The sequence below is a fragment of the Paractinoplanes ovalisporus genome (assembly GCF_016834655.1).
GTDB lineage: Bacteria > Actinomycetota > Actinomycetes > Mycobacteriales > Micromonosporaceae > Actinoplanes > Actinoplanes ovalisporus.
Map to the genome: position 1 here is coordinate 30846 of NZ_JAENHP010000008.1, position 26707 is coordinate 57552.

A 26707-nucleotide genomic window follows, 5' to 3' on the forward strand; every position below is an offset into this window, starting at 1 on the left:
AGAAGGCCGGTACCCGTCGGGTACCGGCCTTTCGCGTCTGTGAGTAACGGGGGGAAGGCGGGGATGGTCAGGCGGCCTGCAGGCCCTCGGCCCGGGCCAGCTCGCGCAGCCGGCCGAGCGCCTGGATCTCGAGCTGACGGATGCGCTCACGGCTCAGCGAGAAGCGCGAGGCCACCTCGGTGAGCGAGTGTTCGCGACCGTCCTCGAGGCCGTAGCGGGCCCGCATGATGCCGGCCGAACGGTCGTCGAGGTGGTTGAGCAGACCCTCGATGCGCTGACGCTCCAGGGCGGTCAGCACGATCTCTTCCGGCGAGGGGGCGTCGCTGTCGGCGACCAGGTCACCGAGGTTGGTGTCGCCGTCGTCGCCGACCGGGGTGTCGAGCGACACCGTGTCCTGCGCCCAGCGGGTGAGCTCGTTGACGCGCTCGACGGTCACGCCGAGAGCGGCCGCGACCTGCTCGGGCTCGGGGTCGCCGCCGAGTTCACGGACGAGCTGGCGGGTGACGTTGCGCATGCGGTTGACGTCTTCGACGAGGTGCACGGGCAGGCGCACGGTGCGCTCCTGCTGGGCGATGGCCCGGCTGATCGCCTGACGGACCCACCACGTGGCGTACGTCGAGAACTTGTAGCCCCGCTCGTAGTCGAACTTCTCGACGGCGCGGACGAGGCCGGTGTTGCCCTCCTGGATCAGGTCGAGCATCGGCATGCCGGAGCGCACGTAGCGCCGGGCGATCGACACGACCAGTCGCAGGTTGGCCCGGATGAACAGGTCCTTGGCCTTCTGGCCCTCGGAGACGAGTCGCTCCAGTTCCTCCCGGCTGACACCGCGCCGGACCTCGCCGTTGTCGAGCAGGTGCTCGGCATAGAGGCCCGCCTCGATTGCCTTGGAGAGCTCGACCTCCCGTGCGGCGTCCAGCAGCGGAGTCCGGGAGATTTCGTGCAGGTAGACGCCAACGAGGTCGCGCTCTTCGGCGACCTGGTCGGTCCGCATCACGGTGTTCTTCTCCACGTTGCCCACGGTCCCCTCATTGCCTTCACTACTAACCCCGTTACGGGTGATACCTGTATCCATCAGTTCCTCCCCGTAACGTCCGCAGTTCGCACATTGCGGTTACTGGCATCTACACAACAAATGGCTGCCTGCACTGATTCCGGCTGGTGGGTCGAAAGTGTCACGAATGCCTGGGGCTTAGCTGAGAGCCGAGTGCGTACTTCCTGTACAGGGGCTCCGACGCTCCGGCATTCGGCCGCGCGACCACTCGCTCGCGCTGACAGAGGCATACCCGTTGCAACTCTCATGACACCATCGGCCCCTCGTCCCTCACAGCGACGTCCATCACCAATGACCTTGGGACGTCCGTCACCACCCAGTACGTTCCTTGGGCGCGCCAGGTTCACGTGCTGGATCGACAGCTTCGGGACGGGCCTGAAACAAAAGCACGTACAAAAAGATCCCGACGCCGATGCCGAACGGGACCACCTGCCACAATGCGGCACGTGGCGGCGCAGTTCACTAGCCCGTCCGGGTGACAACCGGGTGGGTGACGCCCCTTTGACAACGGTTCGGAGCCGGCCGGTCATCCGACGGGTCGGGGTGACGAACAACACAGTGCCGCTATGCCCGGGAGGGGCACGATGAGCGACATGCAGAACGGGCGGACGGCGCTGATCACGGGCGGCACGGGTGGCCTCGGGGTCGCCACGGTGGAGGCTTTTGTCGCCGACGGGTGGCGTGTGGTCACTCCCGTACGCGCGGACTCCGTCGACAAGCTGCCCAAGGGCGCGATCCCGTTGGTCGCCAATCTGACCGATGAGACGGACGTCACGACCGCGGTCGCCGCCGCGGTGGCCGCCGGTGATCACAGCTCCCCGCTGCGCGCCGTGGTCAACCTGGTCGGCGGGTTCGCCAGCGGTCCGCTGATCGCCGATGCGCCGTGGTCCGGGCTCGAGGAGCAGCTGAAGGTCAATCTGCGCCCGACCTACCTCGTCACCCAGGCCGCCCTCCCCCACCTGGTCGACGCGGGCGGGGGCAGCGTCGTCTGCGTCTCTTCCCGTACGGCGTTGTCGCCGTTCCCCGGCGGGTCGGCGTATGCGATCTCCAAAGCCGCGGTGCTGGCGTTCGCGGCCTCGGTCGCCCTCGAATACCGGTCGAAGAACGTGCGCTGCAACACGGTGCTGCCCAGCGTCATCGACACGCCGGCCAACCGGGCCGCGATGCCGGACGCCGACTTCGCCAAGTGGGTGCGCCCCGAAGAGATCGCGCCCACGATCCTCTTCCTGGCCTCGGAGGCGTCCGCCCCGACCAGCGGCGCCCAGATTCCGGTCTACGGCCGGGCGTAGGCACGGCGCGCCCAGGCGGCAGACCAAACACGCGGCCGGGCGGCGGACCAAGCGCCCGGGCGCGGCCGGGTTCAGAGGGCCTCGGCGAGCTGGTAACCGGCCACGGCGAGGGCGGCCACGAGCGGGCCCCCGGCCAGGATCATGCCGCGGACGCTGCGGGGTGCGGGCTGGGCCGGCTCGACGGCGGAACGGCGGCGCAGCTCCGCGTGGATGGCGGCCGAGACCTCGTCGGGCGTGCCGTCGGCGTTGATCACGACGAAGCTCGCGGCCTCGGGCAGGCCGAGGTAGGCGGCGCGGGCCGACTCGAGGTATTCCATCGTCTCGCTGTCGTAGCCGCGGGCCTCGATGCGGTCGTGGGCGACCTGGGGCGACACGTCGAGGAAGAACGTGATGTCGGGGGCGGGGAAGAAACGGTAGGCCAGTCGGGCGCGGCGCTCGGCGGCCGGTTTTGCCCCGCGGGCCCGCAGGCTCGCGTATTGGCAGAAGGCGTAGCGGTCCATCACCACCGTGCCGCCGGTGAAGGCGCGGCGCAGCAGCGTGCGGAGGATGGCGAGCCAGCGCAGCACCGACTCGACGAACAGCATGCCGCGGCGGCCGAGCAGCTGCTCGGCGTCGCTCCGGCCGAACCAGCCGGCGACCCGGCCGAACCAGTGGCGGCCGCCCGCGTTGCGGCGATAGGCGGCGCGGACCCCGGCGGCGGCCAGCTCGTCGGCCACCCGGTGGGCCTGGGTGGTCTTGCCCGAGCCGTCAATACCGACCAGCGCGATCATGCCGAGGCTCATGCCAACCAACGGTAACGGGAGGGCGCACGCGGCGTTCTCCCGCGAACGGCCGGATCGTCGGACGGAAGCGACAACCGGATCGTCGGACGGAAGCGACAGCCGGGTCGTCGGACGAAAGCGACAGCGACGTAGTCCGACGAAAGCGACAGCCGCGTCCGGACGAAAGCGAACGGCCGGATCGACGTACGGCCTGGGGGTTGCACCCCGCTGTTCTCCGGCGAACGGGCCCTCCGCCGTACCAAAATGGGGTTTTGTCCGTGACAGGCAGCGGCGGCGATTCAACGCGAGGCGGCCCGGGTAGTCGTATCCGACACCGAACCGCACACGTCGACAGGGGGAAAACCATGCCGCACCGGGTGGACGAGGGGCTCGCCGGCACGCTCAAAAAGGTCGCGTCGACCCTGAAGAGTGCCGGCATACCGTTCGCCCTCGGCGGCAGTTTTGCCGTCTACGCGCACGGCGGGCACTCCAGCGACCACGACGTCGATTTCCTGCTGCGCGAGCAGGACAAGGACCAGGCCCTGGCCGAACTGGCCAAGGTCGGCTTCCGCACCGAGCAGCCGCCGGAGGACTGGCTGGTCAAGGTCTATGACGAGGACCGGATGGTCGACCTGATCTACCGGCCGGTCGAGACTCCGGTGACGGACGTGACCCTGAACGACACCGAGCAGATCTCCGTCGAGGCGATCTACATGCCGGTGCTGTCGGCGACCCAGCTGATGGTGCACAAGCTGCTCAGCTACAGCCAGCACTACTGCGACTTCGCGACCGGACTGCCGGTGGCCCGCTCGTTGCGGGAACAGATCGACTGGCCCCGGGTCCGCCGCGAGACCGAGAAATCTCCGTACGCCGAGGCGTTCCTCATTCTGCTGGACCGGCTGGACGTGGTCCCGCTGCGGACCGACGAGGACGCCCTGGCCAACAACTGAGGGGGTTGTGATGACGATCGACACCGATCTCGAGGCCGAGATCCAGCGCCTGCTCGCCGAGCACGACCGGATAGCCGAACAGGGCATCACCGTGCAGCGCCGCGACCATCTGATCGTGCTGGGCGGTGAGGTGGAGAGTGCGCAGCGCCGGGACGAGATCTGCCAGCAGATCACCACGCATTTCCCGGACGTGCAGATCACGTGCGACATCGGGATCACGCGGACGCAGGCGCCCAGCGAGGTGGAGGAGATTTCATGATCCGGATTGCTGCCGTGGGCGACGTGCACGTGGACAAGGACGTGGTGGGTCGCTACCGGCCCGCCCTCGAGGAGCTGCCGGACCGGGCCGACGCGTTGCTGGTGGCGGGTGACCTGACCCGGCACGGTACGCCCGAGGAGGCGCGCTGCTTCGCCAAGGAGTTCGGCGGGCTGGGCGTGCCGGTGGTGGTCTGCCTCGGCAACCACGACCACCAGAGCGACCAGCAGGAGCAGGTCACCGAGGTGCTCACCGACGCCGGGATCACCGTGCTGGAGAGCGCGGCGACGGTGCTGGAGATCCGCGGGCACCGGCTCGGCATCGCCGGCACCAAAGGTTTCGGCGGCGGTTTCGCCGGGGCCTGTGCCAGCAACTTCGGCGAGCGCGAGATGAAGGACTTCGTGGGCACGGCCGAGCGGTACGCCGAGGCGCTGGAGACCGCGCTGAAGTCGGTGGAGTGCGACGCCCTGGTGGCCCTGACCCACTACTCCCCCGTTCCCGAGACGCTGGTCGGGGAGCCGCTGGAGATCTACGCCTTCCTCGGCTGCTACCAGCTCGGACGCGCGATCGACGCGGCCCCGACGGCGCTCGCGCTGCACGGCCACGCCCACCACGGCTCGGAGCGCGGCCGTACGCCCGGAGGGGTCCCCGTGCGCAACGTCGCGCACCCGGTGATCAAGCAGGCGTACAACGTCTACCAGCTGTTGTCCGATGAGGTGGACGCCACACTCGTGGGCGCGAACTAACCAGGTTTCCGATTTTGGCGCCCCGGGTATCCGATCTGCATGGACCTAATCCTTTGGATTCTCGCAGTCATTCTGGTGGTCGCCGGTATCCTCGCGCTCTTCCGGCGGCAGCTGCTCTGGGGCATCGTGCTGATCGTTGTGGGCCTCCTCGTGGGTCCTGGCGGCGTCAGCATCTTCACCTGATCGGCAACTCTCACCCGCATCCATCCCCCGTCGAACTGAGCACCGGGCCACCCCCAACGGGTGGCCCGGTTCCGTTTGTCCGCTCTGCCGCACTCGCCGTGCGATGGACCGATCCGGATCGCTGACTGAATCACTCGCGGAAATCCGTCGATCTTTCCCGCGAGGAGTGCCGGTGGCCGAGGTTCATCACTTCACGTACGGCGTGTTCAACCCGATCGCCGCCTTCCTGCTGGCCTTCCTGGGGTCGTTCTTCGGCCTGCTGAGCACGGCCCGGGCCCGCGACGCCCGCACCCGCGGCCGCCGTAACCGCTGGCTGCTGATCGGCGCGTTCGCCATCGGCGGCGGCGCGATCTGGCTCATGCACTTCGCCGCGATGCTCGGCTTCGAGGTGCCGGCCAGCCCGGTGCGCTTCGACGTGCCGATGACCGTGGCCAGCCTCGCGTTCGCCGTCTTCGCGGTCGGGGCCGGGCTGCTCATGGTCGGCCACGGGCGGCGCAGCCTGCCCCGGGTCGTGACGGCCGGCGTGCTGACCGGCGGCGGCGTGCTCGCCATGCACTACACCGGCATGCTCGGCATGCACGTGTCGGGCGAGATGCGCTACGACCTCACGCTGGTCGCGGCCTCGGCCATCATCGCGGTGGTGGCCTCCACGGTCGCTCTCTGGTTCACCGTCTCGGTGCGCGGCTGGCTCCCGATCAGCGGCGCCGCCGTGATCATGGCGATCGCCGTCTGCGGCATGCACTACACCGGGATGGCCGCCATGTCGGTGCACCTCGACCCGGGCGCCCCGACCGGCGTGACCGGGCTGCGGCCGCTCACCATGATCGTGCCGATCACGCTGATCACCGCGGCCTCGATCGTCGGGGTGGCGCTGAGCGCGCTGCAGGCGATGACCGAGGAGGAGTTCACCGACGGCGCCGGCACCCCGCGGCGGGGTGTGCACGCCGAGACCAGCGGCGTTTCCTGGTCGCTCAAGCAGGCCACGGCGGCCCAGACGGCCGTACGCCGGCCCTCGCCTCGCCCGGTTCCGATGCGTACACCCACCAACGGCTGACGCTCCGGTACGTTCTCGGCATGGCGCCACGGATGCTGCTGTCGATGCCGCTGCACGCGATCACCGAGGTGTACGGCGAGGCCGGCCTCCGCGAGCGGTTGCTGCTCGAGCTCGAGACGTTTCCCGAGGCCGAGCGCGAGCAGCTGACCGAGGCGCTCGACCTGGCCGCCCGCCTGCACGCGAACGACCGCCGGGTCCGCGAGCCCTACCTCAACCACCTGCTCCGGGTCGCCATCCGGATCATCAAGTACTACGGCGTACGGGATGTGGACGTGCTCACCGCGGCCCTGCTGCACGACGCCGTCGAAGACCATCCGGGCGAGCTGGCCGGGCTGTCCTCGGGCAGCCACTTCGAGCTGACCGAGGCCGCGATCGCCGAACTGGCCCGCCGCTTCGGGCCGCGGGTGGCCGAACTGGTCCGCGCGGTCACCAACCCGGAGTACGACCCGGAACGCGACCGCCACGAGCAGTACCGGGCGCACGTGGCGGCCAGCCTGGAGAACGACCCGTGGGCCCGGGTGATCAAGGTCTCGGACTTCACCGACAACGGCGTGGGCGTGGTGCACACCACGCTCGACAAGGCGGTGCGGGCGGCCACGAAGTACCGGCCGCTCGTACCGAAGCTGCGTGAGCTGGTGGGGCGGCCGGACACCCCGCTGTCGATCGCGGCCAAGGACCACATCATGGATCAGCTCGACCTGGCCGAGGAGAGGTTCGCGGCGATCCTCGACGGCTGATTCCGACCGGCCGGTCACGCGGGAGTGCGGCCGGCGCCGGCTGGTGGGGTGGTTAGCCTGGGGATCATGCTCCAGAACCACGACTGGTGGCGCGACGCCGTCATCTACCAGGTCTATCCCCGCTCCTTCGCCGACAGCGACGGCGACGGCATGGGCGATCTGCCCGGCATCACCGGCCGCCTGCCCCACCTGCGGGAGCTCGGCGTCGACGCCGTCTGGCTCTCCCCGTTCTATCCCTCGCCGCAGCACGACGCCGGCTACGACGTGGCCGACTACCGCGGCGTCGACCCGCGCTTCGGCGGCCTCGGCGACGCCGACAAGCTGATCACCGAGGCGCACCACCTGGGCCTCAAGGTCATCGTGGATCTGGTGCCCAACCACACCTCCAGCGAGCACGCGTGGTTCCAGGCCGCGCTGGCCGCCGGGCCGGGCAGCCCGGAGCGGGAGCGCTACATCTTCCGCGACGGGGAAGGTGCCGGGGATCAGCCGCCCAACTCGTGGAAGAGCGTCTTCGGCGGTGACGCGTGGGAGCGTACGCCGGACGGGCAGTGGTATCTGCACCTGTTCGACGTGAGCCAGCCCGACCTCAACTGGGACAACCCCGAGGTGCGGGAGGAGTTCCTGAGCATCCTGCGGTTCTGGCTCGACCGCGGGGTCGACGGCTTCCGGGTCGACGTGGCGCACGGCCTGGTCAAGGAGAGGAACCTGGCCGACTGGACGAACACGTCGACGATCCTCGGCGGTCTCGACCCGGCCGGCCCGCCGCCGCCGATGTGGGACCAGGAGGGCGTGCACGAGATCTACCAGTCGTGGCGGCGTGTCCTCGACGAGTACGAGGGCGGCCGCATCCTGGTCGCCGAGGCCTGGGTGGCCCCGGCCAGCCGGCTGGCCCGCTACGTGCGCCCCGACGAGATGCACCAGGCGTTCAACTTCCCCTATCTCGACGCGCCCTGGAAGCCGGCCGAGCTGCGGCAGGTGATCGACGACTCGCTGGCGGCCAACAACGCGGTCGGGGCGACCACCACCTGGGTGCTGTCGAACCACGACGTCGTGCGGCACGCCAGCCGGCTCGGTTTCCCGGTCGGCACCCCGCGTGTGCCCGGCATCGGCGCCGAGGACCCGCAGCCTGACACGGCGCTGGGCCTGCGCCGGGCCCGGGCGGCCACGCTGCTGATGCTCGGCCTGCCCGGCTCGGCCTATCTCTATCAGGGCGAGGAGCTGGGGTTGCCCGAGCACACCACGATGCCCGACGAGTTCCGCGAGGACCCGGCCTGGGAACGGTCGGGGCACACCGAACGCGGGCGCGACGGCTGCCGGGTGCCGCTGCCGTGGGAGGCGGACGCTCCCTCGTACGGCTTCGGCCCGGCCGACGCGTCGTGGCTGCCGCAGCCGGCGACCTGGGCCGAGTACGCGCTCGACCGGCAGCAGGGCGTGGCCGGCTCGACCTGGGAGCTCTACCACTCGGCGCTGGGCCTGCGGCGTGAGCACGGGCTGGGCCGTGGTTCCGTGGCGTGGCAGGACGGCCCGTTCGCCTTCCGCAACGGCGACGTGCTGGTGGTGACGAACTTCGGGGCGGAACCGGTCGAGCTACCGGCCGGCGCCCGGGTCCTGCTGAGCAGCGAGCCCCTCGACGACGACGGGCGGGTCCCCACCGACGTCACCGTCTGGGCCGTCGTCTAGCCGGGACGCCCGGGCCAGCAGGGCGGCGTGCGTGTCGGCCATGTCGCGCGCGACCGTCCTGCTGGCCAGCCAGAACATCACGCCGGTGGGGATCCAGAAGAGCTGGAACGCGGCCAGGCCGACCGCGTAGTTGAGCGGCGGCGGGAACGCGCCGGACAGCCCGCGGAAGACCACGGCCACCATCGCGTTGCCACCGGCCCGGCCGAAGCCGTTGATCAGGTTGCCGAGGCTGTAGACCGTGCCGCGGTGCTCGGGCGGGTTCACGTCGGCGATCAGGGCGAACCAGTTCGGCGAGTTGGCCGAGGTGAGCATGAGCGCGAAGACGGCGGTGGCCAGGCACAGCCCGACGGTGGGCTCGGTGAACACGTCGGCCAGCACGGCCGCGATCACCGCCCCGGTGCCGGCGCCGTCGGGCACGTCGATCTTCATGGGCACGAAGAACAGCACGACGTAGAACGGGACGGCGGCCAGCACGCCGACCGAGGCGACCAGGGCCCGGCCCCGGGGCGTGCGGCGCTGGAGACGGTCGCCGACCAGCCCACCCAGGATGCTCAGGGCGCCGCCCAGCTGGAAGAGCGTGGCGAAGACGCTGCCGACCAGCACGGCGGTGCCGGCCGTGTAGCCCTGGTCCTCCGCGCGGGCCCGGAACAGCACGGGCAGCCAGACCAGCGAGCCGAGGGCGATCTGGGCGGTGCCGCCCTGCAGGATCAGCCAGACGTTGGTGCGCCGCCGCAGGATCAGCGGCAGGTGGTCGTGGTGGATGCGCTCGTCGTACTCGACGCCGGCCAGCTCGGGCTGCGAGTCGCCGCGGGGCACGTTGTAGGTGAACAGATAGGCCACCGTGGCGATGCCGCCGGCAACCGCGGTGACCAGGAACGGGTCGCGCCAGTTGTTGTGGCCGATCAGACCGCCGACCAGGGTGCCGGCCAGGGTGCCGACCCCCTGGGAGAGGCCCCAGAAGCTCATCACGAGGCCGCGGCGCCGGGGCGAGATGAGGTCGCTGACCACGGCGAAACTGACCGAGGCGACGGCGCCGAGGCCGAACGCGGCGACCACCTGGCTGATCAGGAAGCTGGGGTAGCTGCCCGAGAGGCCGGACCACACGGTGCCGGCGACCCAGATCAGTGTTCCCGCGATCAGCACCGGCTTGCGGTCGGTGCGGTCTCCGGCGTACGCGAAACCGATTGCCGCGACCGCACTGATCAGGAACATGATCGTGGTGGCGAGCGCGATGTGGCCCTCGCCCACCCCGAACGCGTCACCGATGCTGCCGTAGAGCGGCGGCACCAGTCCGATCGCGACGTTGTCGAGCGAGGCGAGGACCACGAACACCACCACGCTGTATATGCGGTGGGCGGTTCCTCCCCTGGTCACCCGGAAAGGTTAGCGGGGGCGGTCGACAACCGCGTCCCGAGCCGCCGCGTACTGCTCGCGGATCAGCGGCACACTCTTTCCCTCGTACGTCTCGGGGGCCGCGGCCGACCACACCGGGGGCTCCTCGCCACCGACGGCGATCCACGCGGCCTGGCGGGCGGCGCCGTCGGCCACGTATTCGCCCGGCGGCGGCACGAGCACCGGCAGACCGAACAGCTCGGGGGCGATGCGGCGGACCGCCTCGCTGCGCGCGCCCCCGCCGACCAGCACGATGCGGTTGGCCGTGGCGCCGTTCGCGACCAGCGCGTCCAGCCCGTCGGCGAGCGCGCAGAGCATGCCCTCGACCGAGGCCCGGGCCAGGTGGGCCGGGTCGGAGGTCTTGAGGGTGAGGCCGTGGATGGCGCCGGTGGCGTCGGGGCGGTTCGGGGTGCGCTCCCCCTCGAGGTAGGGGATGAGGACGAGGCCGTCGGCGCCGGCCGGGGCGCTGAGCGCGAGTTCGGACAGCCGGTCGTGGTCGACGCCGAGCAGCCGGGTGGCCGCGTCGAGCACCCGGGCCGCGTTCAGCGTCACGACGATCGGCAGGAACCGGCCGGTGGTGTCGGCGAACCCGGCCACCGTGCCGGTCGGGTCGTTGGGCGAGACGTCGGAGGAGACGAAGACCGTGCCCGACGTGCCGATCGAGACGATCACGTCGCCGGTGCCGGCGCCCGTGCCGAACGCGGCCGCCGCGTTGTCACCTGCGCCCGGACCGAGCGGGGCACCGTTGGGCAGGTGACCCGCGATGCCGGTCGGGCCGAGCACCTCCGGTGTCTGCGGCAGACGCCCGAAGCCGAGCTCGAGAAGGTCGGGACGGTATTCGTTGGTCTTGGCCGACCAGTAGAGCGTGCCGCTGGCGTCGCTGCGGTCGGTCTTGATCGTGCTGATGTCGGTCGAGCCGGAGAGCTTCCAGGTCAGCCAGTCGTGCGGAAGGCAGACCGCCGCCACCTTGGCCGCGTTGGCCGGCTCGTTGCGGGCGAGCCAGCGCAGCTTGGTCAGGGTGAAGCTGGCGACCGGCACGATGCCGACCGCGTCGGCCCACTTGTCGCCGCCGCCGAGCTCCTGGATCAGGTCGGCGGCCGCGCCGGCGCTGCGGGTGTCGTTCCACAGCAGCGCCGGGCGGACCACTTCGCCGTTCTCGTCGAGCACCACCATGCCGTGCTGCTGGCCGGCCACCGAGGCGGCGGCCACGTCGTCCAGGCCGCCGGCCTGGTCGATCGCCTGCTGCAGCGCGGCCCACCAGGCGTCCGGATGCACCTCGGTGCCCTCCGGATGACTGGCGCGGCCCTGCCGGACCAGCTTGCCGGTCTCCGCGTCACGGATGACCACCTTGCAGGACTGGGTGGAGCTGTCGATCCCGGCTACGAGAGTCATTTCTTCCCTTTGCTCGACGCTTCAGCTGGCGCGAAGAACGTGGTCGATGGCGAGCTGGTGCAGCTTCACGAAACCGTAACCCTGGGCACCGGCCGCGTCGACGTCGAACTCCTCGAACGCGCTCTTGTCGTTGAGCAGGTCGGCGTAGGTCTCACCGGGGTTGAGGGTGGGCTGCGAGAGCTCGGCGACCTTGCTGTGCGCGAGCGCCTCCTGCACCGCGGCCGAGGCCCGGAACTCCTGCGCGCGCTCCTTGAGCAGCAGGTACATCCGCATGTTGGCGGCGGCCGAGTCCCAGACGCCGTTGATGTCCTCGGTGCGCGACGGCTTGTAGTCGAAGTGGCGGGGGCCGTCGTACGTGGGGCCGCCGCCGATCGGGCCGTTCTCCAGCAGGTCGACCAGCGAGAACGCGTTGAGCAGGTCGCCGTGACCGAAGACCAGGTCTTGGTCGAACTTGACGCTGTGCTGGCCGTTGAGGTCGATGTGGAAGAGCTTCTTCTGCCACAGGGCCTGGGCGATGCCCTGGGTGAAGTTGAGGTTCGACATCTGCTCGTGGCCGACCTCGGGGTTGATGCCGAACAGCTCGGGGCGCTCGAGCTCGTAGGTGAACGCGATGGCGTGGCCGAGGGTCGGGAGCAGGATGTCGCCGCGGGGCTCGTTCGGCTTGGGCTCGATCGCGAAGCGCAGGCCGTAGCCCTTGTCCTCGGAATACTGCGCGACCAGGTTGAGGCCCTCACGGTAGCGGTCGAGGGCGGCGTTGATGTCCTTGGCCGCGTCGTACTCGGCGCCCTCGCGGCCGCCCCAGAGCACGAAGGTCTTGGCGCCCAGCTCGGCCGCGAAGTCGACCTGGCGCAGCACCTTGCGCAGCGCGTAGCGCCGGACCGAGCGGTCGTTGCTGGTGAACGCGCCGTCCTTGAACACCGGGTGGCTGAAGGTGTTGGTGGTGACCATCGGGACGATGATCCCGGTCTCGTCGAGCGCCTTCTTGAACGCCGACACGATGCCGTCGCGGGTCTGCGCGTCGGAGCCGAAGGGCACGAGGTCGTCGTCGTGGAACGTCAGGCCGTAAGCGCCGAGCTCGGCCAGCTTGTGCACCGCCTCGACCGGGTCGAGCGCGGGGCGGGTCGCGGAACCGAACGCGTCCTGGGCCTGCCACCCGATGGTCCACAGGCCGAAGGAGAACTTGTCTTCACGGGTGGGTTGGACCGACACGGTGTTACCTCCACGTAACAGCTCGGATTTGTTTATTGGTTGAATTATTTGGCCGCCGTGTGGCATTGTCAAGGCCGTGAGCGGCCGCCTGATGAATGCTTCCCGGGCCCCCGTCCGGCAATCGAGCGTGCGAGCTCACAATCTCGCGCTCGTGTTGCAGACAGTGGCAAACAGCGCAGATCGGCCATCCCGGGCGGCGATCGCCGGAGCGACCGGTCTCACCCGGGCCACGGTCTCGGCGCTCGTCGACGACCTCATCGCCGGTGGTCTGCTCATCGAGCTCGACCCGGCCCCCCGTACGGGCGCCGGCCGCCCCGCCGCCGGACTGGCGCTCGCGTCCCAGGGCCCGGCCGGGCTCGGCCTCGAGATCAACGTCGACTATCAGGCCGCCTGTGTGGTCGACCTGACCGGCGCGGTGCGGCACCGCTTCGTGGCGCGGCGCGACCAACGGCTGCTGTCACCCGGGACGGCCCTGGCCGAGCTGGGAGATCTCGCGGTTCAGGCCCGCGCGGCGGCCGAGGCCGACGGGCTGGTGCTCGCCGGGGCCGCCCTCGCCGTGCCGGGTCTGGTGGCGGCGGACGGGCTCGTGCGGGTGGCGCCCAACCTGGGCTGGCTGGACGTGCGTGTGCCGGATCTGGCCGGGCTGCCGGTCACCGTCGACAACGAGGCCAACCTGGCCGCCCTGGGCGAGCTGCGGGCCGACGGCGCCGAGCCCACCTTCCTCTACGTCTCGGGCGAGATCGGCATCGGCGCCGGCATCGTGCTCGACGGCGGGCTCTACCGCGGCGGGCGGGGCTGGAGCGGCGAGATCGGCCACGTCACGGTCTTCCCCGACGGCCGGCCCTGCCGCTGCGGCGCGAACGGCTGCCTCGAGCAGTACGCGGGTCAGGAGGCGGTCGCGGCCGATCCCGACCTGGCCGCGTCGGCGCTCGGAATTGCCCTGTCGGCGGTCGTGAACCTGCTCGATATCGGGGTAGTCGTGCTCGGTGGTGCTTACGCCCCGGAGTTCGACCGGCTACGGCCCGGCATCGAGGCCGAGCTGCACCGTCGTGTGCTCACGGCCGACCTGGCCCCGGTCACGCTGCGGCCGGCCGCCCTGGGATCGGAGGCGGCCATGCGCGGCGCGGCCGACGCGGTGATCCGATCCGTGCGCGAGGACCCGGCCGGATGGCTCGCTCAAGCCGTCTGAGCCGAGGCGCTGCCGCCGTTTTCCCCCGCGGCCGCGGCGAACTCGGTCAGCCCCCGCAGCAGGGCCGCCCGACCACCGGAAGACATCTTTTCCAGTACGCCGGTGAGCGCGCGACGGCGGATGCGACGCAGCTCGGCCAGCAGGTTGCGGGAGGCGGGCGTGAGATAGAGCGCGATCTCGCGGCGGTCGGCCCGGCCGGGCACCCGCTCGACCATGCCCGAGGCCACCAGGCGGTCGCACAACCGGCTGGCCGACGAGAGCAGCATGCCCAGCTCGGCCGCCAGGCCGCCCAGGTTGATGCCCTCGGCGCGCTCGACGGCGAGCAGCGCGTTCAGCTGCACCGACGACATGCGCGGTGTCACCTGCTCGCGGGCCACGTCCCACGCGAGCAGCAGGGCTTTCGCGGCGTCGTCGATCGCCGCGGCATGCATGGGGTCAGGCCCGTCCGGCCCATGGTGAATGGCCATGGTGCAGCAGAGACTACTCGTACGGGCGTGTCTGTTCGAGGAGGTCGCCATTGATCGACAGGCTACTGGTGGTTCGACGGATTCTCGCCGACGCGGCCGCCGACGCGATTCCGGAACGCCTGGCCGAGGGACTCGCCTCGCAATACGCGGTCGCCCGAACCGAGTTGTTCCTGGTCGACTACCGTTTGACCGCCCTCGTACCGGTGCTCGGCGAAGCCGTTCGCACCCGTCCGGGAGACCCCGCGTGGCGCTGCTTCGACCACCAGTCCGAAGTGCACGATGGCGATGTGATCTTCCTGCCGGTCTCGGCGCGAGGGGAACGCATCGGGGTTCTGGCCTGCGCGCCGCTCCCCGACGACCCCGGCCTGAGCACCGAACTGGCCGAGATCGCCGTCGCGCTGGCCCATGAGCTCCAGGCCGCGGCCTCTGGCACCGACCGCTACCAGTCGGTCGCCCGCACCCGGCGGCTCACGCTGGCCGCCGAGATGCAGTGGGAGCTGCTGCCCGCCCGCAGCCGCATCCGCCCGTCGTTCGGCCTGGCCGGGCAGCTCGAGCCGTCCTACAACGTGCGCGGCGACAGCTTCGACTGGGCCGACCAGGACGGCCGGCTCTCGCTCAGCGTGCTCAACGGCATGGGCGAAGGGGTGACGGCGGCGCTGCTCACCTCGCTCGCCACCTATGCGCTGCGCAACGCCCGCCGGGCCGGAATCCCGCTGGCCGACCAGGCCGCGCTGGCCGACCAGGCCGTCTTCGCCGAGCACCGGGGCGCGACCTACGTGTCGGCGTTGCTGCTGGAACTCGACCTGACCACCGGGGAGATGCTGGCCGTCGACGCCGGCTCGCCCCGGCTCCTGCTGCTGCGCGACGGCCAGGTGCACGACGAGAAGCTGACCAAGGAATTCCCGCTCGGCATGTTCGAGGACACGGACTACCAGGTGCAGCGGTTCCGGCTCGAGCCGGGCGACCGGCTGATGCTGGTCAGCGACGGGATCTATGACGCCGTGGCCGAGACCGGGCGCTATGGGGACGCGGCCCTGGCCCGCTTCGTGCGGCGGGCCGGCACGCTGGCGCCGCTGCAGGCCGTGCGGTCGTTGCTGGGCGATCTGCGGGCCTTCGTGGGCGACGCCGAGCTGGAGGACGACGCGGTCGCGGTCTGCCTGGACTGGACCGGCCGGCCTCCGCAGCCATGAGTTCGCGCCTTCATGGAAAAAGGGCCGTCACCTCGCGGTGACGGCCCTTTTCGTTCGTCTCGGACTAGCTCCCGGCGGCGCCGGTGCGGCGGCCGATGGCCTCGACGAAGATCGAGCTCATCCTGGCCGGGTCCTTGGTGACGAAGACACCGCCCGCGGGGGTCGCCTTCACGATCGTCTGGAGCTCGTTCTCGTCGACCTGGTCACCGATACCGATGATCACCAGACGGATCGGCTTGCGCGGATCGTTGAGCCGCTTCAGCTCGCTGAGCAGCTGCTCGATCTTGATGCCGTCGTCGTTCTCGTTCTTGCCGTCGGTGAAGAGGATGACCGAGTTGACCCGGCCCGGCTGCCAGCTCGCCTTCACGTTCTTGTAGGCGTCGAGCACGGTGTCGTAGAGACCGGTGTCGCCGTTCTCCTTCGGGATGATCTGGTCGATCGACGCCTGCAGCTCCCCGCGGGCCGACGCCAGCGGACTGATCGGCACGATCTGCTTCCAGGGCCGTTTGCCGACCAGCTCGGTCGAGAACAGCCACACGCCGACGGCCCACTTGTCGTCGAACATCTGCAGACCGGCGGCGGCCGCCTTGCGGGTCACCGCGGCCCGGGTCTGGTTGTTGGCGGTCGGCACCTTCTGGTTCATCGAACCGGAGACGTCGAAGACCGCGAGCACCCGGCCCGGCTGGGTGATGGCGTTCCAGCTGCCGATCACCTGGCTGAGCGCGCTGGCGTCGAGACCGGCGGCGGCGGTGCCACCGTTCTCGGTCGTGCCGCCGACCGAGTTGCTGACGGCCGGGGACGCGTCGGGGGCGCCGAGCGGACGGCTGAAGCCGGCGCCGAACGATCCGTCGGGCGCCCGCAGACCGGCCGCGCCGAGCGCGTTCTTGAAGGTGGCGCTGGCCAGCTGCGCCCGCAGACCCGCGGCGGCCTGCTGCTTCTGCAGGTCGACCTGGGGCATGACCGCGAACGGGTAGTCCAGCGGCATCGGGCTGGGCTCGAGGTACATCGCGACCAGCGGCACGGGCGGCTTGCCCGAGTTGTAGGTGACCACGTCGGCCTCGGAGACCGGCGCCGCGCTGAGCGAGTTGCCGATGTCGTTGGGGTCGGCCGAGCGCGGGAACCGCCCGATCAGCTCGTCGCGCTTGGTGGAGGCGTCGGTGGCCAGCCTCTTGATCGCCTGGACCTTGGCCTGCTGTCCCTTGTCGCCGGCACCGGCCGCCTGACCGAGCGCGAGCAGACCGGACAGGCCGGCCGCGTCACGGGTCGGTTCGGTGACGCCGGTCTGCAGGCTCGTGCTGGTGAGCATGAGCTGCATCAGCTGGGCCCAGCCGAGCTTCTTGTTGGGCCAGCCGATGGCGGGCTGCTCGGCGACCGGCTGCGGCATGGCGAGCACGATCGGGCTCTGCGCGATCGGCTTGCTGTCGGAGGGCACGAAGCCAGGCGCCTCGGACTTCAACCGCAGGATCCAGGTCGAGGAGTCCGGCACCCAGATGTCCGGCACCTTGACCGACTCGGGCGCGGTGCCCACACCGGCCAGGACGACCTTGTGCTGACCGGCGACAGCGGCCGCCATGATCGCGGAGTCGATGTCCTCGACCGCGACGGCGACACACGTGCCGTCGACGTTCGCGCCGTCCTGTACCCAGCGTTGCGCGACCTGGTCGATGGAAGAGGCGACCTCGCTCGTGGCGGCGACGGTCAAACGGATGGAACCGGAGCAGCCGTTGTCGGAGAGCTGCTGGTAGCCGTAGTAGGACCCACCAAGTACGACGACTAATGCCATCGCAGCTCCGACGACGCCTGCTCCCCTGAGATTGAAGTTTCTACGATGGCGGCCTGACACGCGCTCTATAGTGCGCATCTGCGTACCCGAATGCCATATACGTTCGGGCGAAAGTTACTCGGATTGGAATTCTTGGCATCAAGCGTGACTGCGCGTGGTGGTGCCATCTCGATCAGTGGCGACCTGTGTCGGATTTGTCCTCGCCGCCGCGATGATGAGCGTCTATCCCGTTGTGGGGGTTACCTGCCCGCGACGGCCGTCCAGCGCAGGATGCATGTCGGCGTCGGGTGACCCGTCGGCGTACCCAGCGCTACCGGGACGCCGGTCTCGGGGTCGACCCGGAACGTCGTCACGCTCTGTGATCGCTGATTGGTTACGTAGAGGTGATCCCCGACCAGGATCATGTGCCTTGGCCAGTCACCTCCGACCGGCGTCTCGGCCACCAGCACGGCCGCCTCGCCGTCCCACGAGAAGGTCGCGACCGTGTTCGGGCCGCGGTTGGCGACATAGACGAAACGACCGTCGGGGCGCACCACGATCTCGGACGGGTAGTTCTCGCCCCCGGCCGTGGTCGTCGCGGCCTGACCGGCCAGGTCGAGCGAGCCGTCGGCGGCCGGGCGCCACCAGCTGAGGTCGCCGCCGAGCTCGCCGACCACGAAGAGCGCGCCGTCGGGCGAGAAGCGGACGTGCCGCGGGCCGGTGCCGGGCTTCGCGGCCACCGCCGGCGTCAGCATCGTCAGGCGGCCGGCGACCGGGTCGAGCCGGGCCCGCCACACGTGGTCGGAACCGAGGTCGGCGATCAGCACCTCGTCACGCACCGGGAAGACCATGTGGGCGTGCGGGCCGGCCTGGCGGTCGGTGACCGGGCCGCTGCCCTCGAGCGTGAGCAGGTCGGAACGCTCACCGAGAGCACCCTCGGGGTCGAGCGGGAAGACGGCGACCGAACCGGTGCCGTAGTTGGCCACGAGCAGGTGACGCCCGCCGGCCGTCACGGCGAGGTGGGCCGGGTCGCTGCCGCCGGTGGGCCGGCTCGACACCGGCGTGAGCGACCCGTCGGAGGCCACCGCGAAGGCGCTGACCGTGCCGTCGGGGTCGAGCTCGTTCACCGCGTACAGGAGAGGAAGGGTCGGATGCTGCACCAGGAACGAGGGTGACGGCGTCGGCGCGACGACCTCCGGGCCGGTCAGCGAGCCGGTCGCCGGATCGCGCCGCAGCCGGGTGATGCCCTCGCCGTCACCGCCCTTGTCCGACGTGTAGCCACCGACGAAGAGGAGTTCATCGCTCGCGCCCATAGGGTGATCCCATCACATCGCCGCTATCAGGGGGACACGGCGGCCGGGTGATCCGTCGCTCCTGCCGCATCCGGCGTGGCGCGGCAGCGGGATCAGCGGGACGCGGCGGCCGCCAGTTGCCGGCGGGCGACGTATTCCACCAGCTCGATCAGGACGTTACGGGCGCCGGTGGGCTCGCGGGCGTCGAACAGGACCACCGGGACCCCGGCGTCGAGGTCGAGCGCGCGGCCCACGGCGTCGGCCCCGAAACGCTGGTCGGGATCGAAGCAGTTGACCGCGACGACGAACGGCGTGCCCCGCTGCTCGAAATAGTCGATCGAGGGGAAGCAGTCGGCGAGGCGGCGGGTGTCGGCCAGCACGACGGCGCCGAGCGCGCCCTGCGACAGCTCGTCCCACAGGAACCAGAACCTGTCCTGCCCGGGCGTGCCGAACAGGTAGAGCTGCAGATCCTCGGTGATGGTGATGCGGCCGAAGTCCATCGTCACGGTGGTGGTGGTCTTGCCCTCCACCCCGCCGGTGTCGTCGGCGCCCTCGACCCCGGTCAGGATCTCCTCGGTCTGCAGCGGACGGATCTCGCTGACCGAGCCCACCATCGTGGTCTTGCCGGCGCCGAAACCGCCGGCGATCAGGATCTTGAGCGCGACCGGGATGCGCGACGACGCGCCGTTGCGGTCAGAGCGCACGGAGTCCATTGACAACCGCCTTGAGTACGTCGACATCGTGCGGCTGGGATGCCGCCGGGGGTTCGTACAGCGAAATGAGTCCTGCCGAGCGTAGATCACCGAGTAAAACCCGGACGACCCCGATGGACAGGTCGAGGGCCGAGGCCAGCTCGACGACCGAGATCGGCTCCCACGACGCGGCCACGATCGCGTGGTGCTCGGGCTGCAGCGGGGCGTCCTCCGGGTCGTCGGCCGAGGTGGCCACCACGAACGCGACGAGGTCGAACTCGCTGCCCTCGGGAGCCACGCGGCCCTGGGTCATCGCGTACGGGCGGACGACCGGCCCGGCGTCGTGGTCGAGCCAGTCGTGCGTCGCGCGGGGCGGGTCAGCCGGCATCGGACGGCATCACCGATGAGCGCTGCGGAGCGCTCATGTTCTGGCCCACCCGGGTGACGAGCATGGCCATCTCGTACGCGATCAGGCCGAGATCGGCGTCGGACGAGGCGAGCACGGCCAGGCACGCACCCTGTCCAGCGGCCGTGACGAAGAGGAAGGCGGACTCCATCTCGACCACGGTCTGGCGCACCGGGCCGGCCCGGAAGTGGCGGCTCGCGCCCTTGGCCAGGCTCTGGAACCCGGCCGCCATCGCGGACAGGTGCTCGGCGTCCTCGCGGCCCAGTCCGGCCGACGCTCCCATCAGGAGACCGTCGGCCGAGAGCACGACCGCCTGCTGCGCCGTCGGCACCCGCTCCACCAGATCGTCGAGGAGCCAGGTGAGCTGCGCGCGCTGGTTCGTCGTCTGTGTCACTTATGCGTCCTTTTCCGGCCTGGTCACGTTGTCGCCCCCGGTTGATGCCCCGCCGTTGGCCGCATCCCCGTTTGCTCTCTCGTCCCGCGTTCCCTCGCCGCGTGCTGCCTCGTCCCGTGTTCTCTCGTCCCGGGCAAGCGCCACGTTCACGATCGCTGGAAAACTGACGGTAGCCGCATCCGCAAAGGATCCGCCGCTCACCGGTAGATCAATGTCCGTGTCATCCGCATTGGACCGATCTTCCGGCACGAATTCGTCAGATGTGTGACGTTCACCTCCGCGTTTGACCTCGCCGCCAGCGGTGGGGCGGTTACCCGGAGTTAACGCTCCCCCCTCGGCCAGATAGCGGTTCGCGTCGATGCGTCCGCGGGTGGTGCCGAGCTGGAGGGCGCTCATGATGCTGCGCACCTGCTCGGGCGAGCGGAGTTGCGGCTCGGGCTCGGGCGGCGTCTCGCCGGCCGGGCGGCGCAGCTGCGGCACCAGGTTGGCCTGACGGACCCGGCGCGGAAGCCCGTCCTCTGTGGTCTCGGCGTGTGACACCGGTGCGGGGATGTCGGCCGGAGCTCCGGCCGGCATCGCGGTCGGCATTGTGGCCGGCGCCCCGGTCGGCATCGCGGCCGGCGCTCTCGTCGGCATCGCGGCCGGGGCGGAATTGCGGGGCACGGCGCGGGGCGCCGGAATGCGGCCGGCTCGCGGGCCCTCGATCTGCGGGAGGTCGGACGCGGCGTTGAGCGCCTCGAGCTCGGCCCGCACCGGCCCGAGGTCGGCCTCGACCCGCGGCGGCTCGGCCGGCGCCGTCTCGACCGGCCGGCGCACCCGCCGCCGCTGGACCAGGCCCTCCTCGTTCAACCCGTCAGCGACCGAACTCGGCGAGGGACCGCTCTGCGCGACCGGCGCCCGGTGCTGGCCGCTGGTGACCGTGCCGCGGACCGGGCGGGGCTCCTCGGGGCCGGGCAGCGCGGTGCCGTTGATGATCGGGTGGCCCGACGCGGTGACCTGCTGCACCTGCTCGCCGCCCTGCCACTGCAGCGCGGCCAGCGAACGGCGGGACGGGTCGTCGCTGCCCGATCCGACCAGCGGACGCTCCCCCGTGGACCCGCCGGCGGGCAGCGCCACGGCCGGCGTCGCCCCGACGATCAGGTCGGCCGGCACCAGCACGATGGCGGTGACCCCGGCGAACGCCGACGGGCGCAGCGACACCCGGATGCCGTGCCGGTTGGCCAGCTGGGCCACCACGAACAGGCCGAGGCGGGCGCTGTCGGCCGGATCGAACTCGGGCGGCTCGACCAGGCGCCGGTTGATCTCGTCGATCGCCTCGGGTGTCAGGCCCAGGCCGCGGTCCTCGATCTCGATGCCGTAGCCGTTGGGCAGCACCTGGCCGGTGACCTGCACCCGGGTGTGCGGCGGGGAGAACGAGGCGGCGTTTTCCAGCAGCTCGGCCAGCAGGTGGATGACGTCGCCGACCGCGCGGCCCAGCACCGAGGCGCCCTCGATCGAGCGGATGTCGATGCGCTTGTAGTCCTCGACCTCGCTGATCGCGCCGCGGACGACGTCGATCACCGGGACCGGGTTGCGCCAGCCGCGGCCGGGCGCGGCGCCGGCCAGGATGACCAGGTCTTCCGCGTGGCGCCGCATGCGGGTGGCGAGGTGGTCGACCCGGTAGAGGTCCTCGAGCTCCTGCGGCTCGGTCTCGCGCCGCTCCATGCGGTCGAGCAGCGCGAGCTGGCGGTGCAGCAGTGTCTGGCTGCGCCGGGCGATGTTGAGGAACACCTCGTTGAGGCCGCGCCGGACGTTCGCCTCCTCGACCGCCGACTGCAGGGCCGTGCGCTGCACGTCGTTGAAGGCGTGGCCGAGCTGACCGATCTCGTCGCGGCCGTATTCCAGCGGGGGCGTCTCGACGTCGACGTCCACCTCTTCGCCGCGTTGCAACCGGCGGACCACGGTGGGCAGCCGCTCGGCCGCCATCTCGCGGGCCTCGCCGTGCAGGCGGCGCAGCCGGCCGACGATCGAGCGGCCGACCCGCACCGACAGATAGAGCGAGAAGGCCAGCGCGGCCAGGCCGAGGATGCCGGCCAGTCCGAGCCGGATCAGCACCCGCTCGGCCACCGGACGGGCCCGGTCGGTGAGCGCGTCGGTCGCCCCGACCTCGAACTCGCGCAGCTCCTGGGCCACGGCGACGTAGGCCGGGCGGAACTCGGCGCTGCTCACCGGGGTGGCCGAGCCGTCGCGGCTCTGCTCCACGAGCTGGGAGAGCAGGCTGTCGAGCCGCTCGAAGGCGAGGCCGGCGCTCAGGTCGTTGTACGCCGTACGGTCGGACTCGGCCATGTCTTCGACACCGCGGGCCAGCAGGAAGCGGGCGGTGCCGACGTCCTGGATGAGCTCGCCGCGCAGCTCGGGCGTGAACCGGCCGGCGGCGGTCACGCCCCCGACCAGCGCGTCGACCCGGCTCAGGTATTCCTGGCCCTGCCCGACCGTGGTCAGCGCGCGCAGCTCGCCGTCGATCCGCGGATCGTTGAAGGTGGCGGTGGCCGCAAACGTCTGGAACCCGGCCCCGATCACGTTGTTGAAGAAGTTCTGCGCGCCGATCGCGTCCATCGCCCGGTTGTTGATGTGGGTGCGGTTGCCGGGCAGGCTGTCGAGCTGGGTCAGGAACGCGTCGATCCGGCCGCGCAACACCTCGCTGGCCGCGCCCCTCGCGTCGTCGCCCCCGGCCAGCCGGCGGAAGTTGGCGAGCGCCTTGTCGGTGGCGCTGCGCTGCTCGAGCAGGGACTGGGTGGGCGGGCCGGTGGCCGAGAGGTATTCCACACTGAACAGGCGCTCCCGCTGAAGCTGGCCGACCAGCTCGATGCCGGGGTTGCCGACGTTGTCCAGCACCGTGCGGGCGGACAGCAGGTTGAACGCCGGACCGGCGGTGAGCGCCGTCGCGAAGACCCACAGCGCCAGCAGTGCCGTCAACGGGACGGCCACCAACACGATGATCTTCGAACGGATCGACCAGTAACGCTTCTTCATCAGGCTCCGCTCTTCTGGCGTACGCCTTCGGGAGAATACGTAAAGACTTCGGAGCGAGCCACCACTGCGGCGTACCTAAAAGCGCGCTTAAGTCCTTTTTAAGCAGCGAGATTGGCATGCCCGGGCCGGTCGTCCTTGTGACACTGTGACCAGGCAGTTACCCAACGGATCGAAGGATCGGGCGAAACCGAACACGCCGGAGGGGATTGACGACACCACGTGGGTGGGAATACCGGGATCGGATAAGAGGAGGCCCCATGTCCCCCACAGCCACGATCATCCTGATCGTCGTCATCCTGGTTGTGATCGCCGCGGTCGTGTACGGCGTCCAGGTCATGCGACGCAAGCAACTGCAGCACACCTTCGGACCGGAGTACGACCGCGCGGTCGCCGACTCCGGAAGCCGCACCGAGGCCGAGAAGGAGCTCCGCGAGCGTGAGAAGAAGCACGCCGCGCTCGAGCTGAAGCCGCTCTCCCCCGAGGCGCAGACCACCTACGCGGCGAACTGGGAAGAGGTCCAGATCCAGTTCGTGGACAGCCCGGTCGAGGCCGTGACGGCCGCCGACGAGCTGGTCACACGTCTGATCACGGACCGGGGTTACCCGACCGCCGAGTACGACGAGCGGCTCGCGACCCTTTCGGTCGAGCACGCCCGCACGCTCGAGCACTACCGCAAGGCTCACGAGATCAGCCGGCGCAACACCGCGGGCGAGGCGAACACCGAGGACCTGCGCCAGGCCCTGGTGCACTACCGGGCGCTCTTCGCCGACCTACTCGGGACCGACCCGGTGCCGTCGACTGGTACTACTACTCCTGTGTCCACTTCGGATGCACCCACGCCCGCTCCTCGCCGGGCCGCCGACGAGTCCGAATCCCCCGCCCGCGACACCAGCCGCTAGGAGCCACCGCCATGAAGTTCTTCTCCAACGAGAAAGAGAACGAGACCCAGGAGATCTCCGACCGGGACCGCGCGGCGACCGACCCGGTCGGCGTGCCGCCCCAGCGCGCCGGATCGCCGTGGAGCGACGCACCCGGTGACACGCCGGTCGCCGGTGACAGGCCGGCTGCCCGCGACTCGCTGGCGTCCGATGACACGTCGGCTTCCGGTGACACGTCGACCGATGCCGACAAGCCGAAGACCGCCACCACGTACGGCCCGGACGGGACCGTCGTCGAGGACACCGTCGACGACAAGGACTACCGGGGCTCCCACGCCGACCGGGACGCCGTCGACCTCCCCCTCGACCAGCCCAAGGACGACGCGGACCGGACGCAGGTGATCAGCTCGGACGACCGCAAGCGGGACGACGCCGTCAAGGACGCCGACACCGACGCCGACAAGGACGCGGCGATCAAGGACGACGGCACGTTCGACAGCCCGAAGGCGGTCGACCCGGCCACCGGTGACACGCTGAAGGACGACAGCGACACCGACAAGGCCGCCACCAACGGCTATCGCGACGGCGAGGAGTTCCAGCCGACCCCGGCCGCCGAGACGCCCTCCCCGGTGGTTGCCGCGGCCCCGGTGCCGGCGAGCACCACCCCCGCCGGGAAGAAGGCGGAATCCGAGAAGCTGCTGCCGGACGGCGACTCGTTCGCCGAGCGGTTCCGCGACATCCAGCTGCGCTTCGTCGACGAGCCGAAGGCGGCCACGGCCGAGGCGGCGGAGCTGGTCGGCGAGGCGGTCGACAAGCTGACCGGTGCCCTCAAGGCGCAGCGGGACAGCTTGGGCGGCAACGCCGACGACACCGAGAAGCTGCGGGTCGAGCTCCGCGCGTACCGCGACATCATCAACCGCCTGACCGCGCTCTGACCGACCGTCCGACCGAAGGGGGAGCCGCCGGCTCCCCCTTCGGCGTTAGCGTGGGTTGGTGCGCGCCGACCGTCTGCTCTCGCTTCTGCTCCTGTTGCAGACCCGTGGGCGGATGACGGCGCAGGATCTCGCCGACGAGCTCGAGGTCTCGGTGCGCACGGTCTATCGCGACGTCGAGTCGCTGGGCGCGGCCGGAGTGCCGGTCTACGCCGACCGCGGCCCGTCCGGCGGCTATCAGCTGCTCGACGGTTACCGCACCCGGCTCACCGGCCTCACCTCGGACGAGGCGGGCACGCTGTTCCTGGCCGGGATGCCGGGACCGGCGGCCGAGCTGGGTCTCGGGTCGGTGCTGGCGGCGGCCCAGCTCAAACTGCGTGCGTCGTTGCCGGGTGAGCTGGCGGATCGGGCTGACCGCGTACGGGAAAGGTTTCATCTCGACGCCCCCGGCTGGTTCCGCGGCGACGAGCCGACCCCGCATCTCTCGGCCGTGGCCGACGCCGTGTGGAGCGGACGCCGGCTGGAGGTGCGCTACCGCCGCTGGAAGGCACCGCGCGAGGTGACCCGCACGCTGCACCCGCTGGGCGTCGTGCTCAAGGCCGGCCGGTGGTATCTGGTCGCCGCGACCGGGACCCGCACCACCGCCTACCGGGTGTCGAACATTCTCGAGGCCGAGCTGCTGGACGAGCTCGCGTCGCGGCCCGCGGAATTCGATCTGGCCGCGTTCTGGCGGGAGTGGACCGAGCGGTACGAGCGGAGCGTCTACACCGCGATGGCCACCGTCCGCATGACGAGCGAGGCGCTGACCCGGATGGCGTACGTCTTTCCGCCCGAGATGTCCCGGGTGGCGCGCGCCGAAGCCGGGCCGCCCGGCGAGGACGGCTGGCTGGTCACCCGGGTGCCGATCGAGTCGGTGCGGCACGGGCACATCGAACTGCTCAAACTGGGCGCCTCGGCCGAGGTGCTCGACCCACCCGAGCTGCGAGCCTGTTTCGCCGAGACGGCCCGGGGTCTGGCCGCGACCTACCTGCCCGAATCCTCGGCCTCGACGTAACCGCCGTAGCTGCCGCCCTCGTCGTCGTTCTCGTCGTCGTTCCCGACCGGAGGGGAGGGCGGGACCGTGGGGTCGTCGGTCACCTCGACCGGCGGCTCAGTGGTGTCGGTCGGATCGCCCGCCGGTTGCGTGGTGGACTCGGTCGGCGGCGTGGACGGGGAGTCGCTGGTCGGCGACGGCTCGGCCGACGGCGAGGTGGCCGACGGCGACGGCTCGCGGCTGGCGCTGGACGAAGGCTCGGCCGACGGTGACGTGGTCAACGGGACGACGTGGCCACGCGGCTCGGTGGCCGGGCTGTCGTTCGTCTGCTCCCCCGCGCCGGTGCCGCCGAGCAGCTCCTGGCCGGTCTTGTCGGCGCGCTGCTGGTTGACCACGGGTGGGCGGGCCGGACTGTCCTCATTGCTCATCGCGCCGAGCTGGACACCCATCCACAGCGCGGGACCGACGCCGACCGCGACGATCGCGCCGAAGAGCGCCAATGGCCCCCGCTCCATGTCGGCCTCCCCGCCTCGAAAGGATCATCCCGCCGTTCCGGGTTTTCTCCTACCCGTTATCGGGAGCGATAAAGCGAACAATCCGCGAGGTTATTGTGACGTGATGTGACGGAGTGTTCACCCTTCGGTCGTACATACGACCCGCGGCGGCGAAGAGTTCATCCCGTCGCAGGTCAGCGCCGCGGAGCACGGGGGCGGGTTCGCACGGGCGGGTTCGCGTGGGCAGGTCTGCGCGGATGGGCCCG

26 protein-coding genes are annotated in these 26707 nt (G+C 70.7%); 13 read left to right on the forward strand and 13 right to left on the reverse strand.

From position 1 onward, the window contains the following. Window positions 1-67: 67 nt before the first annotated feature. Window positions 68-1072, reverse strand: a complete 1005-nt coding sequence (locus tag JIG36_RS24405) for a sigma-70 family RNA polymerase sigma factor (RefSeq protein ID WP_203378726.1) — start codon at window positions 1070-1072, stop codon at window positions 68-70. A gap of 563 nt (window positions 1073-1635) precedes the next feature. On the opposite strand from JIG36_RS24405, the gene JIG36_RS24410 reads away from it, so the two are divergent. Further along, a complete protein-coding gene (locus tag JIG36_RS24410) occupies window positions 1636-2340 on the forward strand; it encodes an SDR family NAD(P)-dependent oxidoreductase (RefSeq protein ID WP_438870754.1) in 705 nt (234 codons plus the stop codon). Window positions 2341-2411: 71 nt separating this feature from the next. Here the strand turns inward: JIG36_RS24410 and JIG36_RS24415 are convergent, their stop codons facing one another. Further along, entirely contained in the window at window positions 2412-3122 is a 711-nt protein-coding gene (locus JIG36_RS24415) for a dTMP kinase (RefSeq protein WP_203378727.1), read from the reverse strand. Between the two features lie 344 nt (window positions 3123-3466). On the opposite strand from JIG36_RS24415, the gene JIG36_RS24420 reads away from it, so the two are divergent. From JIG36_RS24420 to JIG36_RS24450, 7 genes are all read left to right on the forward strand, one after another. After that, window positions 3467-4051 carry a nucleotidyltransferase gene (locus JIG36_RS24420; RefSeq protein WP_203378728.1) on the forward strand — a complete coding sequence of 195 codons (585 nt, stop codon included), beginning with the start codon at window positions 3467-3469 and terminating at the stop codon, window positions 4049-4051. Between the two features lie 10 nt (window positions 4052-4061). Beyond that, a complete protein-coding gene (locus JIG36_RS24425) occupies window positions 4062-4310 on the forward strand; it encodes a hypothetical protein (RefSeq protein ID WP_203378729.1) in 249 nt (82 codons plus the stop codon). Beyond that, entirely contained in the window at window positions 4307-5053 is a 747-nt protein-coding gene (locus JIG36_RS24430) for a metallophosphoesterase family protein (protein WP_203378730.1), read from the forward strand. Before JIG36_RS24425 ends, JIG36_RS24430 begins: the two co-directional genes overlap by 4 nt. Before the next feature lie 39 nt (window positions 5054-5092). Beyond that, entirely contained in the window at window positions 5093-5236 is a 144-nt protein-coding gene (locus JIG36_RS24435) for a GPGG-motif small membrane protein (RefSeq protein WP_203378731.1), read from the forward strand. A 172-nt stretch (window positions 5237-5408) separates the two neighbouring features. Then, window positions 5409-6290 carry an MHYT domain-containing protein gene (locus JIG36_RS24440; protein ID WP_203378732.1) on the forward strand — a complete coding sequence of 294 codons (882 nt, stop codon included), beginning with the start codon at window positions 5409-5411 and terminating at the stop codon, window positions 6288-6290. 20 nt (window positions 6291-6310) lie between these two features. Then, window positions 6311-7027 carry an HD domain-containing protein gene (locus tag JIG36_RS24445; protein ID WP_203378733.1) on the forward strand — a complete coding sequence of 239 codons (717 nt, stop codon included), beginning with the start codon at window positions 6311-6313 and terminating at the stop codon, window positions 7025-7027. 66 nt (window positions 7028-7093) lie between these two features. Continuing rightward, on the forward strand, window positions 7094-8707 hold the full coding sequence (locus JIG36_RS24450; protein WP_203378734.1) for a glycoside hydrolase family 13 protein: 1614 nt from the start codon (window positions 7094-7096) through the stop codon (window positions 8705-8707). On the opposite strand, the gene JIG36_RS24455 is transcribed toward JIG36_RS24450, so the two are convergent. From JIG36_RS24455 to xylA, 3 genes are read right to left on the reverse strand one after another with little or no spacing between them, the layout of a single operon-like run. Continuing rightward, window positions 8615-10081 (reverse strand): MFS transporter, encoded by a 1467-nt coding sequence (locus JIG36_RS24455; RefSeq protein WP_203378735.1) that lies wholly within the window; start codon window positions 10079-10081, stop codon window positions 8615-8617. The genes JIG36_RS24450 and JIG36_RS24455 overlap by 93 nt on opposite strands. Window positions 10082-10090: 9 nt before the next feature. Continuing rightward, the gene (gene xylB / locus JIG36_RS24460) at window positions 10091-11491 is read right to left on the reverse strand and encodes a xylulokinase (protein ID WP_203378736.1); all 1401 of its coding nucleotides are present in this window, start codon (window positions 11489-11491) and stop codon (window positions 10091-10093) included. A gap of 21 nt (window positions 11492-11512) precedes the next feature. Beyond that, entirely contained in the window at window positions 11513-12700 is a 1188-nt protein-coding gene (gene xylA, locus JIG36_RS24465) for a xylose isomerase (protein ID WP_203378737.1), read from the reverse strand. Window positions 12701-12791: 91 nt separating this feature from the next. Here xylA and JIG36_RS24470 point away from each other — a divergent pair, with 91 nt between their 5' ends. Then, entirely contained in the window at window positions 12792-13889 is a 1098-nt protein-coding gene (locus JIG36_RS24470; protein ID WP_203378992.1) for an ROK family protein, read from the forward strand. Here the strand turns inward: JIG36_RS24470 and JIG36_RS24475 are convergent. Beyond that, the gene (locus tag JIG36_RS24475; RefSeq protein WP_236048195.1) at window positions 13877-14356 is read right to left on the reverse strand and encodes a MarR family winged helix-turn-helix transcriptional regulator; all 480 of its coding nucleotides are present in this window, start codon (window positions 14354-14356) and stop codon (window positions 13877-13879) included. The two genes, JIG36_RS24470 and JIG36_RS24475, sit on opposite strands and share 13 nt — an antisense overlap. Window positions 14357-14424: 68 nt before the next feature. On the opposite strand from JIG36_RS24475, the gene JIG36_RS24480 reads away from it, so the two are divergent. Further along, window positions 14425-15546 (forward strand): PP2C family protein-serine/threonine phosphatase, encoded by a 1122-nt coding sequence (locus JIG36_RS24480; RefSeq protein ID WP_307872898.1) that lies wholly within the window; start codon window positions 14425-14427, stop codon window positions 15544-15546. 64 nt (window positions 15547-15610) lie between these two features. On the opposite strand, the gene JIG36_RS24485 is transcribed toward JIG36_RS24480, so the two are convergent. From JIG36_RS24485 to JIG36_RS24510, 6 genes are all read right to left on the reverse strand, one after another. Then, complete coding sequence (locus tag JIG36_RS24485) at window positions 15611-17329, reverse strand: VWA domain-containing protein (protein ID WP_203378739.1); 1719 nt, start codon at window positions 17327-17329, stop codon at window positions 15611-15613. Between the two features lie 239 nt (window positions 17330-17568). Continuing rightward, window positions 17569-18621, reverse strand: a complete 1053-nt coding sequence (locus tag JIG36_RS24490; protein ID WP_203378740.1) for a lactonase family protein — start codon at window positions 18619-18621, stop codon at window positions 17569-17571. Between the two features lie 92 nt (window positions 18622-18713). Next, window positions 18714-19313: a GTP-binding protein gene (locus JIG36_RS24495; RefSeq protein ID WP_203378741.1), complete on the reverse strand. Its 600-nt coding sequence runs from the start codon at window positions 19311-19313 to the stop codon at window positions 18714-18716. Continuing rightward, window positions 19294-19680 carry a DUF742 domain-containing protein gene (locus JIG36_RS24500; RefSeq protein WP_203378742.1) on the reverse strand — a complete coding sequence of 129 codons (387 nt, stop codon included), beginning with the start codon at window positions 19678-19680 and terminating at the stop codon, window positions 19294-19296. The genes JIG36_RS24495 and JIG36_RS24500 overlap by 20 nt, the downstream gene beginning before the upstream one ends. After that, complete coding sequence (locus JIG36_RS24505; protein WP_203378743.1) at window positions 19670-20092, reverse strand: roadblock/LC7 domain-containing protein; 423 nt, start codon at window positions 20090-20092, stop codon at window positions 19670-19672. The genes JIG36_RS24500 and JIG36_RS24505 overlap by 11 nt, the downstream gene beginning before the upstream one ends. Then, window positions 20093-23104 (reverse strand): sensor histidine kinase, encoded by a 3012-nt coding sequence (locus JIG36_RS24510; protein ID WP_236048196.1) that lies wholly within the window; start codon window positions 23102-23104, stop codon window positions 20093-20095. A 257-nt stretch (window positions 23105-23361) separates the two neighbouring features. Between JIG36_RS24510 and JIG36_RS24515 the strand changes: the two genes are divergently transcribed. From JIG36_RS24515 to JIG36_RS24525, 3 genes are read left to right on the forward strand one after another with little or no spacing between them, the layout of a single operon-like run. Then, a complete protein-coding gene (locus JIG36_RS24515) occupies window positions 23362-24003 on the forward strand; it encodes a hypothetical protein (protein WP_203378744.1) in 642 nt (213 codons plus the stop codon). Window positions 24004-24014: 11 nt separating this feature from the next. Continuing rightward, window positions 24015-24917: a hypothetical protein gene (locus JIG36_RS24520; protein WP_203378745.1), complete on the forward strand. Its 903-nt coding sequence runs from the start codon at window positions 24015-24017 to the stop codon at window positions 24915-24917. 58 nt (window positions 24918-24975) lie between these two features. Beyond that, window positions 24976-25968: a helix-turn-helix transcriptional regulator gene (locus JIG36_RS24525; protein ID WP_203378746.1), complete on the forward strand. Its 993-nt coding sequence runs from the start codon at window positions 24976-24978 to the stop codon at window positions 25966-25968. Here JIG36_RS24525 and JIG36_RS24530 read toward each other — a convergent pair. Then, a complete protein-coding gene (locus JIG36_RS24530; protein ID WP_203378747.1) occupies window positions 25938-26462 on the reverse strand; it encodes a hypothetical protein in 525 nt (174 codons plus the stop codon). The genes JIG36_RS24525 and JIG36_RS24530 overlap by 31 nt on opposite strands. Window positions 26463-26707: the final 245 nt, after the last annotated feature.

Bases quoted from the DNA above. Each gene is read 5' to 3' on its own strand.
- JIG36_RS24405 (WP_203378726.1), bottom strand. From the start codon at position 1,072: ATGGATACAGGTATCACCCGTAACGGGGTTAGTAGTGAAGGCAATGAG.
- JIG36_RS24410 (WP_438870754.1), top strand. From the start codon at position 1,636: ATGAGCGACATGCAGAACGGGCGGACGGCGCTGATCACGGGCGGCACG.
- JIG36_RS24415 (WP_203378727.1), bottom strand. From the start codon at position 3,122: ATGAGCCTCGGCATGATCGCGCTGGTCGGTATTGACGGCTCGGGCAAG.
- JIG36_RS24420 (WP_203378728.1), top strand. From the start codon at position 3,467: ATGCCGCACCGGGTGGACGAGGGGCTCGCCGGCACGCTCAAAAAGGTC.
- JIG36_RS24425 (WP_203378729.1), top strand. From the start codon at position 4,062: ATGACGATCGACACCGATCTCGAGGCCGAGATCCAGCGCCTGCTCGCC.
- JIG36_RS24430 (WP_203378730.1), top strand. From the start codon at position 4,307: ATGATCCGGATTGCTGCCGTGGGCGACGTGCACGTGGACAAGGACGTG.
- JIG36_RS24435 (WP_203378731.1), top strand. From the start codon at position 5,093: ATGGACCTAATCCTTTGGATTCTCGCAGTCATTCTGGTGGTCGCCGGT.
- JIG36_RS24445 (WP_203378733.1), top strand. From the start codon at position 6,311: ATGGCGCCACGGATGCTGCTGTCGATGCCGCTGCACGCGATCACCGAG.
- JIG36_RS24450 (WP_203378734.1), top strand. From the start codon at position 7,094: ATGCTCCAGAACCACGACTGGTGGCGCGACGCCGTCATCTACCAGGTC.
- xylB (WP_203378736.1), bottom strand. From the start codon at position 11,491: ATGACTCTCGTAGCCGGGATCGACAGCTCCACCCAGTCCTGCAAGGTG.
- JIG36_RS24470 (WP_203378992.1), top strand. From the start codon at position 12,792: ATGAATGCTTCCCGGGCCCCCGTCCGGCAATCGAGCGTGCGAGCTCAC.
- JIG36_RS24475 (WP_236048195.1), bottom strand. From the start codon at position 14,356: ATGGCCATTCACCATGGGCCGGACGGGCCTGACCCCATGCATGCCGCG.
- JIG36_RS24485 (WP_203378739.1), bottom strand. From the start codon at position 17,329: ATGGCATTAGTCGTCGTACTTGGTGGGTCCTACTACGGCTACCAGCAG.
- JIG36_RS24490 (WP_203378740.1), bottom strand. From the start codon at position 18,621: ATGGGCGCGAGCGATGAACTCCTCTTCGTCGGTGGCTACACGTCGGAC.
- JIG36_RS24495 (WP_203378741.1), bottom strand. From the start codon at position 19,313: ATGGACTCCGTGCGCTCTGACCGCAACGGCGCGTCGTCGCGCATCCCG.
- JIG36_RS24500 (WP_203378742.1), bottom strand. From the start codon at position 19,680: ATGCCGGCTGACCCGCCCCGCGCGACGCACGACTGGCTCGACCACGAC.
- JIG36_RS24510 (WP_236048196.1), bottom strand. From the start codon at position 23,104: ATGAAGAAGCGTTACTGGTCGATCCGTTCGAAGATCATCGTGTTGGTG.
- JIG36_RS24515 (WP_203378744.1), top strand. From the start codon at position 23,362: ATGTCCCCCACAGCCACGATCATCCTGATCGTCGTCATCCTGGTTGTG.
- JIG36_RS24520 (WP_203378745.1), top strand. From the start codon at position 24,015: ATGAAGTTCTTCTCCAACGAGAAAGAGAACGAGACCCAGGAGATCTCC.
- JIG36_RS24530 (WP_203378747.1), bottom strand. From the start codon at position 26,462: ATGGAGCGGGGGCCATTGGCGCTCTTCGGCGCGATCGTCGCGGTCGGC.